Source organism: Klebsiella sp. NPDC088457 (assembly GCF_044900465.1).
Classification (GTDB): domain Bacteria; phylum Pseudomonadota; class Gammaproteobacteria; order Enterobacterales; family Enterobacteriaceae; genus Klebsiella.
This window is the reverse complement of sequence record NZ_JBJDNH010000010.1, coordinates 74,462-86,692: the sequence shown is the minus strand read 5'-3', so window position 1 is coordinate 86,692 and position 12,231 is coordinate 74,462. Positions and strand designations below refer to the sequence as shown.

At 54.8% G+C, this 12,231-nt stretch carries 9 protein-coding genes; 5 read left to right on the top strand and 4 right to left on the bottom strand.

All coding sequences use genetic code 11. The features are described 5' to 3' along the window. Positions 1-110: 110 nt before the first annotated feature. Positions 111-1,586, bottom strand: coding sequence for a glucose-6-phosphate dehydrogenase (zwf, locus tag ACI2JR_RS08605; protein WP_132724724.1), 1,476 nt, complete (start codon positions 1,584-1,586; stop codon positions 111-113). A gap of 319 nt (positions 1,587-1,905) precedes the next feature. Between zwf and ACI2JR_RS08600 the strand changes: the two genes are divergently transcribed. Both ACI2JR_RS08600 and pyk read left to right on the top strand, forming a co-directional pair. Then, positions 1,906-2,811 carry a MurR/RpiR family transcriptional regulator gene (locus ACI2JR_RS08600; RefSeq protein WP_165905634.1) on the top strand — a complete coding sequence of 302 codons (906 nt, stop codon included), beginning with the start codon at positions 1,906-1,908 and terminating at the stop codon, positions 2,809-2,811. Positions 2,812-2,929: 118 nt separating this feature from the next. Beyond that, positions 2,930-4,372 carry a pyruvate kinase gene (gene pyk, locus ACI2JR_RS08595; protein WP_132724726.1) on the top strand — a complete coding sequence of 481 codons (1,443 nt, stop codon included), beginning with the start codon at positions 2,930-2,932 and terminating at the stop codon, positions 4,370-4,372. A gap of 72 nt (positions 4,373-4,444) precedes the next feature. Here pyk and ACI2JR_RS08590 read toward each other — a convergent pair whose 3' ends face one another. Further along, complete coding sequence (locus ACI2JR_RS08590; protein ID WP_462478336.1) at positions 4,445-5,779, bottom strand: 2-hydroxycarboxylate transporter family protein; 1,335 nt, start codon at positions 5,777-5,779, stop codon at positions 4,445-4,447. Positions 5,780-6,201: 422 nt separating this feature from the next. Here ACI2JR_RS08590 and ACI2JR_RS08585 point away from each other — a divergent pair, with 422 nt between their 5' ends. The 3 genes from ACI2JR_RS08585 to dcuR all read left to right on the top strand — a co-directional run bounded on the left by ACI2JR_RS08585 (position 6,202) and on the right by dcuR (position 9,702). Continuing rightward, positions 6,202-7,149, top strand: coding sequence for an AEC family transporter (locus tag ACI2JR_RS08585; RefSeq protein WP_462478335.1), 948 nt, complete (start codon positions 6,202-6,204; stop codon positions 7,147-7,149). Between the two features lie 75 nt (positions 7,150-7,224). Beyond that, positions 7,225-8,910, top strand: a complete 1,686-nt coding sequence (locus ACI2JR_RS08580; RefSeq protein WP_462478334.1) for an NAD-dependent malic enzyme — start codon at positions 7,225-7,227, stop codon at positions 8,908-8,910. A gap of 75 nt (positions 8,911-8,985) precedes the next feature. After that, on the top strand, positions 8,986-9,702 hold the full coding sequence (gene dcuR, locus ACI2JR_RS08575) for a two-component system response regulator DcuR (protein WP_462478333.1): 717 nt from the start codon (positions 8,986-8,988) through the stop codon (positions 9,700-9,702). A gap of 55 nt (positions 9,703-9,757) precedes the next feature. Here the strand turns inward: dcuR and lpxM are convergent, their stop codons facing one another. Together lpxM and mepM are read right to left on the bottom strand one after the other, a co-directional pair. Further along, entirely contained in the window at positions 9,758-10,732 is a 975-nt protein-coding gene (gene lpxM, locus ACI2JR_RS08570; RefSeq protein WP_132724736.1) for a lauroyl-Kdo(2)-lipid IV(A) myristoyltransferase, read from the bottom strand. Positions 10,733-10,907: 175 nt separating this feature from the next. Further along, on the bottom strand, positions 10,908-12,227 hold the full coding sequence (gene mepM, locus ACI2JR_RS08565) for a murein DD-endopeptidase MepM (protein ID WP_132724738.1): 1,320 nt from the start codon (positions 12,225-12,227) through the stop codon (positions 10,908-10,910). Positions 12,228-12,231 lie beyond the last annotated feature (4 nt).

Sequence of the window (12,231 nt, the reverse complement as noted above, 5' to 3'; positions counted from 1 at the left end):
AAAAAAGCCCCGGGGGTGAATCCTCCCGGGGCTTAAAAGAATAAAAATTATGCGACTTACTGCGTCAGATCATGTTACCGGTAAAATAACTCATCCGGATAATGACCGGACTATTCAAATTCATTCCATGAACGACCATCGCGGGTAATCATCGCCACAGAAGCGACCGGTCCCCAGGTGCCTGCCTGATACGGTTTTGGCGCATCGCGATCGGCGGCCCAGGCTTCGGTAATGGAGTCAACCCACTTCCACGCCTCTTCCACTTCATCACGGCGTACGAACAGCGCCTGAATACCGCGCATGGTCTCCAGCAGCAGACGCTCATAGGCATCCGCCAGGTGCGTTTGATTGAAGGTTTCCGAATAGCTCAGATCCAGCTTGGTAATCTGCAGATTGTGTTTGTGGTCAAGACCCGGAACTTTGTTAAGAACCTGGATATCAACGCCCTCATCCGGCTGGAGACGAATCGTTAACTTGTTCTGCGGCAGCTCCTGCCAGTTCTCTTTGAACAGGTTCAGCTCCGGCGTTTTGAAATACACCACCACTTCGGAACATTTGGTCGGCAGACGTTTACCGGTACGCAGGTAGAACGGCACGCCGGCCCAGCGCCAGTTGTCGATATCGACGCGGATCGCCACGAAAGTTTCGGTATTACTCGATTTGTTGGCGCCCTCTTCTTCGAGGTAGCCCGGCACTTTTTTCCCCTGGGCAAAACCCGCGGTGTACTGGCCGCGAACCGTTTTCTCACGCACGTTAGAGCGATCGATACGGCGCAGGGACTTCAGCACCTTCACTTTTTCATCGCGGATGCTGTCGGCGCTGAGGTCCGAAGGCGGCGACATCGCAATCATGCACAGGATCTGCAGCAGGTGGTTCTGAATCATGTCGCGCATTTGCCCGGCCTGATCGAAATAACCCCAGCGGCCTTCAATGCCGACTTCTTCAGCAACGGTGATCTCGACGTGATCGATCGTCCGGCAGTCCCAGTTGTTGACGAACAGGGAGTTGGCAAAACGCAGCGCCAGCAGGTTAAGTACCGTCTCTTTGCCGAGGTAATGGTCGATACGATAGACCTGGCACTCTTCGAAGAATTCGCCAACCTGATCGTTGATCTCGCGGGAGGTATCCAGCGAGGTGCCCAGCGGTTTTTCCATGACCACACGTGCCGGTTTGGCGTTCAGTTTCGCCTGGCCGAGGCCTTTGCAAATCGCGCCAAAAGTGCTCGGCGGCATCGCAAAGTAGTTGATGGTGACCCGGTTTTCCTGATCAAGCATTTTACCCAGGCGGGTGAACGCCTTGGTGTCGTTGACGTCGAGGTTACAAAAATCCAGACGTCCGCTCAGGGTTTCCCACAGACCTTCATCAATTTTTTCCTTCATGAAGGTTTCAAGCGCTTCACGTACTACCCTGGTGTAAGCATCTTTATCCCAGTCAGCACGTCCGACCCCGATAATGCGGGTATCCGGGCTGATCTGGCCAGCCTTTTCAAGCTGATACAGGGAAGGCAACAATTTACGACGCGCCAGGTCACCCTTCGCGCCGAAAATGACCAGATCGCATGCCTGGGCCGTTTGCGTTACCGCCATGTCATTCTCCTCAGTTGATAGTCTGGTGCTTATGCCAGGCTATATTTGTAATTTTCTTACACTGCACTGTACTGTGTTTACGAATTTCCCGAAACCCTCCGGCCCCCTTTCCCGACGCTAAACCGCACGTGGAGAAAACTTACGGCGACATTTTGGGCATCCGGCTAATATTGTTCGTTGTTTCGACCGGTTTTAAGTTAGTAAAATACGACTCTGATCATGTAATGAAAAAAAACAACATTTTTTAACGTCATTCCTCCCCGCTTGCGGCCGCGGAGGGGTATATTCTTGCTAAAATGCCCGATGATTTCACCCATTACTGAAATCGCTTCCACTGATGAGCGCCCCGTTACCCATGAACATGCTGGAAAAAATCCAGTCCCGACTGGAACACCTTAGCAAATCCGAACGCAAAGTGGCGGAAGTCATTCTTGCAACGCCTGCTCAGGCCATTCATTCAAGCATCGCCGCCCTGGCGCTGGAAGCGGGCGTCAGCGAGCCGACCGTTAACCGCTTTTGCCGGAGTCTTGAAACCCGCGGCTTTCCCGATTTTAAACTTCATCTGGCACAAAGCCTGGCACACGGGACCCTCTATGTTAACCGTAATGTCGATGAAGACGACAGCGTAGAGTCCTACACCGGAAAAATATTCGAGTCGGCAATGGCCAGTTTAGATCAGGTCCACCACTCTCTCGACATGTCAGCGCTGAACCGCGCCGTCGATCTTTTAACCCAGGCGAAGAAGATCGCCTTCTTCGGTCTTGGCTCCTCGGCGGCGGTCGCCCACGACGCGATGAACAAATTTTTCCGTTTCAATGTTCCGGTTATCTACTCCGACGACATTGTCCTGCAACGCATGAGCTGTATGAATTGTAATGATGATGACGTCGTGGTGATTATCTCACATACTGGCCGCACGAAAAGCCAGGTGGAACTGGCGCGGCTGGCGCGTGAAAACGATGCCATGGTCATCGCGATTACCTCTGCCAATACCCCTCTGGCGCGCGAGGCGACGCTGTCGATTACGCTCGATGTTCCCGAGGATACGGATATCTATATGCCGATGGTTTCACGTCTTGCCCAGCTGACGGTGATTGACGTGCTGGCCACCGGCTTTACTCTCCGTCGCGGGGCAAAATTCAGAGATAACTTGAAGAGGGTCAAGGAAGCATTGAAAGAATCGCGTTTTGATAAAGAACAGCCCGTACACAGCGATAACCTATAAAACTTGATAATCAGTTACACCTTCGGTTCTGTCCCCACGGCACGGCGACGTTGCTGGCTGGCACCACCGATTCCATGTTCACGCAACACCAAAATTGTTTTAGTCAACGGAGTATTACATGTCCAGAAGGCTTCGCAGAACCAAAATCGTCACCACCTTAGGCCCGGCAACCGATCGCGATAATAACCTGGAAAAGGTTATTGCTGCAGGCGCTAACGTAGTACGTATGAACTTCTCTCACGGTACCCCGGAAGATCATCAGATTCGTGCGGATAAAGTGCGGCAAATCGCGGCAAAACTGGGCCGCCACGTCGCTATCCTTGGCGATTTACAAGGTCCGAAAATCCGCGTATCCACCTTCAAAGAAGGCAAAATTTTCCTCAATATCGGCGACAAATTCCTGCTGGACGCAGAACTGAGTAAAGGCGAAGGCGATAAAGAGAAAGTCGGTATTGATTATAAAGGCCTGCCGGCAGATGTGGTGCCTGGCGATATCCTGCTGCTCGACGATGGCCGCGTCCAGCTGAAAGTCATCGAAGTTCAGGGTCTGAAAGTGTTTACCGAAGTGACCGTCGGCGGACCGCTGTCTAACAACAAAGGCATCAACAAACTGGGCGGGGGCCTCTCCGCCGCCGCGCTGACTGAAAAAGACAAGGCTGACATCTTCACCGCGGCGAAAATCGGCGTGGATTACCTGGCGGTCTCCTTCCCGCGCTGCGGCGAAGACCTGAACTATGCGCGCCGTCTGGCGCGTGAAGCGGGCTGCGATGCGAAAATCGTGGCGAAGGTAGAACGTGCGGAAGCCGTGTGCGATCAGGACGCGATGGATGATGTCATTCTGGCCTCTGACGTGGTGATGGTCGCGCGTGGCGACCTCGGCGTCGAGATCGGCGATCCGGAACTGGTGGGGATTCAGAAAGCCCTGATCCGCCGCGCTCGTCAGCTGAACCGCTCGGTGATCACCGCGACCCAGATGATGGAGTCGATGATTACCAACCCGATGCCAACCCGTGCGGAAGTCATGGACGTTGCCAACGCCGTCCTCGACGGTACCGATGCCGTGATGCTCTCCGCGGAAACCGCTGCCGGCCAGTATCCGTCAGAAACCGTCGCGGCGATGGCGCGCGTGTGCCTCGGAGCGGAAAAAATCCCTAGCCTCAACGTTTCCAAACACCGTCTGGACATCCAGTTCGACAACGTTGAAGATGCGATCGCCATGTCTGCCATGTATGCGGCGAACCACCTGAAAGGCGTCACCGCGATCATTACCATGACCGAATCGGGCCGCACCGCGCTGATGACCTCGCGCATCAGCTCCGGCCTGCCGATTTTCGCCCTCTCCCGCCACGAGCGCACGCTCAACCTGACCGCGCTGTACCGCGGGGTGACGCCGGTTTACTTCGATAGCACCAACGACGGCGTCGCCGCCGCGCATGATGCGGTCAACCTGCTGCGCGACAAGGGCTATCTGGTCTCCGGCGACCTCGTTATCGTGACCCAGGGCGACGTGATGAGCACCATCGGCAGCACCAACACCACCCGTATCCTGACCGTCGAATAATCAATTCCGCTTCAGAGACACGCCAACCTGCCAGCGGCGTCGCCGGCAGGTTTTTTTTCGCCAATCACGCCTTCAGACAATCCATTTCAGCAGTAACGTCGCGGTAATAACCGTCGAGGCACCGCCAATCCGGGTGGCAATTTGCGCAAAAGGCATCAGCGACATGCGATTTGACGCGGATAAAATCGCCACATCGCCGGTCCCGCCAAGGCCGCTATGGCAGCTGGTGACGATGGCGGCCTCCACAGGATACATATTCAGCTTTGCTGCAATCAAAAAACCGCTTAATGCCATCGCAATCACGATTGCACCGCAGACCACGACATAGCCGATGGAGAACACCGCGACCACGCTCTCCAGAGGAACGTACAGCATCCCCAGACCTATCATCAGCGGCCAGACCAGAGCAGCAGAGACAAATTTGTAGCAGCTGTGTGCCCCCAGCTCCATCGCCGCCGGGATAATTTTGCTGTACTTGCAAAGGACGGCAGCCAGAATCATCAACACCGGTCCAGGGATGTGCACCACCTTCTCTAACAACCCGCCGACGATGAAAAACGCGCAGATCATTAACAACCCGGCGCCCATCAGCTGGAAATCGGTGGGCTGCCCCCCCTGCGCCTGAGCGAAAACGCGATTCTCATCGCCACTGCGAATCAACATGCCGTCACCGGACAGCGACGGGCGGCGCAGCCCCAGCCGCGCCAGAAAGCCCGCGCAGATGATCGCAAAGATATTGCCCACCACCGCTGCCGGCGCCAGCTGGGCGACGTACACATCCGGGGTTTGCCCAAGGATCGCCGAATACGCCAGCGAGAGCGGCAGGATCCCTTCTCCGATGCCGCCGCCAATGATCGGTACGATAATAAAGAAAAAGGTGTGGTAAAGGCTGTAGCCGAATAAGCTGCCCACCAGCAGGCCGGTCACTATCGCCGCACCGGTTCCGACGACAAGAGGAACGAACATCCGCACCATCCCGTGGATCAGGATCGTTCTGTTCATCCCCAGAATACTGCCCACCACCAGGCAGGCGATAACGAAGTAAAGCAGATTGGCTTCTTTCATCAACAGGTGCACGGTATCCAAAGTATGTGCTTCAAACGCGCCAAAGTAGACCAGTAGCGACGGCGTCATCAGACACAAAATCGCCGGACCGCCGATATCTTTCAGAACCGGCACCATCCGCCCAATTTTCGCCAGCGCGAAGCCTAACGTCATGATCACCGCCAGCCCGCCAATCATGTTTTTTGGCAGCAGGCCCGCCATCGCAGAGATGGTAACGATAGCGGCAATACCGACAAACAGCGTTAAAGGCACGGCACCGACTTCAACATGGGATAAAAAACGCGGTGTCTGCCCAGCCGCCAGCGTTTTTTCTAGCGGCTGGTTGAGTGAATTATTTTTCATTTCTCACCTGCATTGTGATAGGTAGCGTAGGGTCGTCACGCAATAGTAAAATTGCGCAGGAAAATAAATCGCCAAAATAGAATAAAGAGAAGCTCATCATTAAAATCAGCAAAACGTTAGCACAGGGTTGCGCTATAAAAAAGAATACCGGTATTGGCGTCATCACTTTGTGACCAGGTTACAAACCCGGTGTTAAGTAATTTAATTTATTGCGCGGTAGCTAAAGTTATTATTGCAAATAAAAAACCATCACCCTCTATATAAAACAAGAGGTTATTCGCAGAATCTCTATTTGTAAGTAAAGTTCCTGAAGCGAAATTATTTAAACAGCGGCCATTGTGATGTTAATCACCTTTCAAACCTTAGGGCCTCGTTAGATTAAAAAACGTCAGCAACCCTACACTATATTTTCAGGACAAACTATGCCAACGCTGCTATTGCAATCTCTGTTTCCACTGGTGTTTATCATGCTACTCGGTTGGCTGAGCGGGAAGTTAGGCTATACCCGTCGAGAGGACGCCTCGGTGTTAGCGACGGTCGTTATTCGGTTCGCTCTGCCCTTTCATCTTTTTATTGGCGCATTAAATACCGATCCGGAAAAAATTAAAAATTTCACCTTTATGGTCGTATTAGTGATTGGTCTGATGGGGTCATACTTTCTTAGCCTGCTGATCTCACGATACGTTTTTCGCCACGATATAAAAACCAGCGCGATTCAATCCCTGGTGTGCGCATTTCCTGATATGGCCTATTTCGGCGCGCCGGTCCTCGCGGTCCTGATCGGGCCGGAAGGGTTTCTCGGTGTGCTCATCGGGAACCTCATCACCAGCGTATTGATGATTCCTCTGACGATCGTCCTCATTCGGATGGGCGATAAACATTGCGCAACCGAGCGACAGAAGCTGCATGCCGGTAAGCTGGTCATGCAAAATCTCCTCAACGCCATACGCAACCCTATCGTCTGGATCCCCATTTCCGGCGTGCTGTTAAGCCTTGCCGGCGTGCAGCTGCCGCAGATGCTCAGTATGCCGATTGAAATGGTCGGCAAAATTGCCGGCGGTCTGTCGCTGTTTGCGCTTGGCCTGCTGTTTTACGGCGAACGTCCGACGGTCAATATGCAAACCTGCACCAACATTAGTATTAAAAACCTGATTCAGCCGGCCATGATGGCCGCTGCTGGCCTCGCTTTTGGTCTCAGCCACAGTCTGATGCAGCAGGTTATTATCATCGGCGCCACCCCTTCGGCGATTGCCGCCGGGATGTTTGCCCTGCGTAGCGATACCTATATCGAGCCAGCTTCATCCTCGATTTTACTCGGCACCGCAATTGGCGTCGTCACGGAAGGAATAATGATTTATTTCATTTCTTAACGCCGCCGTTCGCCAAACATCATTAAACAGGTCTATCCCTGTCTTGCTTTAAATACAACACTCAGGAGTCTTGCCATGTTAGTCAAAGAAACGTTATACACGCCTTATAATGGGGCGGTTCTGCTGGAAAACCCGCTATTAAATAAGGGGCTGGCCTTTACCGAGGATGAGCGTGCGGCGTTTAATCTCCAGGGATTACTGCCGCACAATGTCGAAACCATCGACGAACAGACCGAGCGGGCGTGGAAGCAGTTCTGTCAATTTAAGCGTGATATCTCCCGCCATATTTACCTGCGCAACATTCAGGATACCAACGAGACCTTATTCTATAATTTGTTGCGTAACCATATAAAAGAAACCCTACCGATTATTTATACCCCTACGGTAGGCGAAGCCTGCGAACACTTTTCCGAAATTTATCGGCGCGGGCGCGGCCTGTTTATTTCATGGCCGAATCGGCATCACATCGATGAGATGCTGCAAAGCTTTTCCCGCAATGATATTAAGGTGATTGTCGTCACCGATGGCGAGCGCATTCTTGGTCTTGGCGATCAGGGAATTGGCGGAATGGGGATCCCTATCGGTAAACTCTCTTTGTATACCGCCTGCGGCGGGATCCACCCTGCGGCGACATTACCTGTCATGCTGGATGTCGGGACCAATAATGCGCAGCATCTGGAGGATCCGCTGTATATGGGCTGGCGCCATCCGCGCATTAACGACGACCAGTATATGGAGTTTATGGACATGTTTGTTAACGCGGTAAAACAGCGCTGGCCGCAGGTCCTGCTGCAGTTCGAAGATTTTGCCCAGAAGAACGCCAGCCGGCTGCTCAATCGCTATCGCCATCAGCTGTGCTGTTTCAATGACGATATCCAGGGCACCGCCGCCGTTACGTCAGGCACGCTCATCGCTGCCGCAGCGGCGGCTGGCACCCGGATTCGCGACCAGCGGGTGGTTTTCCTCGGAAGCGGATCTGCCGGATGCGGCATCGCCGAAAAAATCATCGCCCTGATGGTTGACGATGGTCTGTCTGAGCGCGAAGCGCGTAATAACGTCTTCATGGTCGACCGCTTTGGCCTGCTGACCGATGAGATGCCCAATCTGCTCGATTTCCAGCAGGGCCTCGTGACCCCGCGGGAAAACATTGCCCACTGGGACGTCAGCGCCGCTCATCTGTCGCTAATGGATGTGGTACGCAACGCGCATCCCACCGTCCTGATTGGCGTATCCGGGCAACCGGGGTTGTTCAGCGAAGAGATTATCAAAGAGATGCACCGCCACTCTCCTCGGCCGATCGTGATGCCACTGTCGAACCCAACCTCTCGCGCCGAAGCGCAACCGCAAGATTTACTCGAATGGACCCAGGGGAGCGCGCTTATCGCCACCGGTAGCCCGTTCGAACCGGTGTTCTATCAGGGTGTAACCTATGACATCGTCCAGTGCAACAACGCCTACATTTTTCCCGGACTGGGCTTAGGCATCCTGGCGGCAAAAGCGACGCGCGTAACAGAAGCGATGCTGATCACCTGCAGCAAGACGCTGGCCAGCCACTCGCCTTTAGCCACCGTCGGCAAGGGAGGTTTGTTACCTCCGGTAGAAGAGATTGAGCTGATTTCCAAAGCGATCGCGATGGAGGTCGCGCGCGTGGCCCAGGCTGAAGGGGTGGCGCCTGAATTAAGCGAGGATGAACTGGCCGCCAATATCGACAAAACCTTCTGGCGGGCGCGCTACACCGCCTATAAACGCGCTTCATTGTAACGGCGGCCAACCTTAATCACCCGGGAAGCCCGCGGCGTTTTCTCCCCGGCTTCCCGATAGCCAGAGGAACAGCGCATGTTCAATGTGCTCATTGTGGATTATGATTCGATGGTGGCGGAGCTTAACCGGCTGTTTATCGGCCGGGTCGCCGATTTTCGCTGCTGCGGTATCGCCTCGACGATTGCTGAAGCGGAGCAGATGCTTAACCAGTTACCCTCCATCGATCTGGTACTGCTGGATGTTTATATGCAGCAAGAAAATGGCCTGGATCTGTTGCCGACCCTGCGCACCAACGCCCGCAGCATCGATGCGATCATGATTACCTCCGCCGCAGATGCGTTGACCGTCCAGACGGCGATGCGCTACGGCGTGGTCGATTATTTGCTGAAACCGTTTCAGTTTCCACGCTTTGAGGAGGCGCTGCTGTCGTGGCGCGCGCGCCATATTCTGCAGAACGCAAAGTCGAACTATGCGCAGTCGGATGTCGACGATCTGCTGCGTAGCGGCATTCAGCGCTCAACGGGCAGCCGTCGTTTACCTAAAGGGTTAACATCACAAACGCTGCGCATGGTGTGCCGGTGGATCGATACTCACCAGGAGCGCGATTTCTCTACCAACGAGCTGGCCGCGGCGCTGCATATTTCCAGAGTATCGTGCCGTAAATATCTGATTTGGCTGGAGCAGATCAACCTGCTTTACACCACCAACCACTATGGCGTGACCGGTCGTCCGGAGTACCGCTACCGGCTGGTCAGCGAGCACAGCGCTGTGCTCAGACAATATAGCCAATGAGCCCGTCAGGCTCATTGGCGAGGCGTATTCATCTCAGGAGAGGGATAGACGACGCTTACTTCTTCTTCGGGAACAGCTCTTTACGTTTATAAGGCTCGATTTCGCCCGGTTTACGCGTCTTCAGCAGCTTGAGGATCCAGGTATACTGCTCGGTATGCGGCTTCACGAAAATCTCCACCTCTTCGTTCATCCGCCGCGCGATAGTGTGGTCATCGGCCTCGAGCAGATCGTCCATCGGCGGACGGACCAGCACCGTCAGACGATGGGTTTGACCATCATAGACCGGAAACAGCGGCACCACGCGAGCGCGGCAGACTTTCATCAGGCGACCAATCGCCGGTAAGGTTGCTTTGTAGGTGGCGAAGAAATCAACGAATTCGCTATGCTCAGCGCCGTGATCCTGGTCAGGCAGATAGTAGCCCCAGTACCCCTGGCGCACCGACTGGATAAACGGTTTGATGCCATCGTTACGCGCGTGCATCCGCCCGCCAAACCGACGTCGGACGGTATTCCAGACGTAGTCGAAGACCGGGTTACCCTGGTTATGGAACATCGCCGCCATTTTCTGCCCGCCGGAGGCCATCAGCATGGCCGGAATATCCACCCCCCACGCATGAGGCACCAGGAAGATCACCTTTTCATTATTGCGCAGCATTTCATCGATGATTTCTTTCCCCTGCCAGTCGACGCGGGCAAGAATGCGCTGCGGGTCGCGCAGGCCGAGTTCAGCCATCATCACCATCGCCTGCGGCGCAGACATGTACATTTCATCAATAATGGCTTCGCGTTCCTGCTCACTTTTTTCCGGGAAGCAGTACAGCAGGTTTATCTGCGCGCGGCGGCGAGAACTTTTCGCCAGCCGCCCCACCAGACGCCCCAGCTTACCGAGGATCGGGTCGCGAAAAACGGGAGGCGTCAGGGCGATACCGGCAAAGGCGAATACCCCCAGCCAGGCACCCCAGTAGCGAGGGAGTAAAAAGGATCTCTCAAATTTTGGAATAAACTCACTATTATTTTTTTTCGTTTCCATGCCCAGTCCACAGCCGTACTGCATAAGAAAAAGAATGGGGTGACCCCGTAAACAGCAGATTGCAGCCACGCTCGCCGTAACCCGAATCAGTTTGGGCATAGTTTAGCGACACGCGGCAGAACCTACAAAAGAAAAAGCCGGCGCGTCAGGCGGACCGGCTTGCATTGGTGATGGGTTAGTCGAACCGCAGCTGCGGGATGACTTCTTTTACCTGCGCCAGATAATCGGTGCGATCGGAACCGCTCAACCCTTCGGTACGCGGCAGTTTCGCCGTCAGCGGGTTGACCGCCTGCTGGTTAATCCACACTTCATAGTGCAGGTGCGGCCCGGTAGAACGGCCGGTATTGCCAGACAGCGCAATACGGTCGCCGCGTTTCACTTTCTGCCCCGGTTTCACCAGCAGCTTACGCAGATGCATGTAGCGGGTGGTATAGGTGCGGCCGTGACGAACGGCGACATAATACCCCGCCGCGCCGCTGCGCTTGGCAACCACCACTTCGCCATCACCGACGGAAAGGACCGGAGTCCCCTGCGGCATGGCAAAATCCACGCCACGGTGCGGCGCGATACGCCCGGTCACCGGATTCAGGCGTCGTGGGTTAAAGTTCGACGAGACGCGGAACTGACGCGCCGTCGGGAAGCGCAGGAAGCCCTTCGCCAGACCTGTACCGTTGCGGTCGTAGAACTTGCCATCTTCGGCGCGAATCGCGTAGTAATCCTTGCCATCGGAACGTAAACGCACGCCCAACAGCTGGCTCTGCTCACGCTTACCGTCAAGCATTTCGCGTGACATCAGCACCGAGAACTCGTCGCCTTTCTTCAGCTTGCGGAAGTCCATCTGCCACTGCATCGCCTTGATCACCGCACTGACTTCGTTACTGGTGAGGCCGGCGGCGCGCGCGCTGGCGACGAAGCTGGCGCCAACGGTGCCGTTCAGCACGCTATTGACCCAATCCCCTTTCTGTAGCTCGCTGCTCATCTTAAAGCCATTGGCCACCCGGTCGTAGGTACGGGTTTCGCGACGAGACATTTCCCAGGTCAGGCTCTGCAGATCGCCATCCGCCGTGAGTGTCCACGACAGCTGTTGACCAATTTTCAGGTTACGCAATTCTTTATCGGCGGAAGAGAGCTGAGCGATATCGCCCATATCAATGCCGTACTGGTTGAGGATGCTGCTCAGGGTATCGCCGGTAGACACCACGTATTCATGGCCGCCTGAATCGCTATCCCCTTTCTCATCCAGTTCATCCTGGGGAATCGCTTCTTCTTCCTGCGGCGCCTGGTCGATAGGCTCGGAGGCTTCCGGCAGCAGAGAACGAATTTCGCTTTTTTCCAGCTCGATGGTTCTGACGATAGGGGCGGATTCCGGGTGGTAGATGTAGGGTCGCCAGACGGCGACCGCTAATGTCAGAACGCTCAGCGACCCCAGCATAACGCGATGAGGTCGTGGCAGATTGTTAAATGCCTGAGTGACAGCGCGGGCTATCTGTTGCACGTAT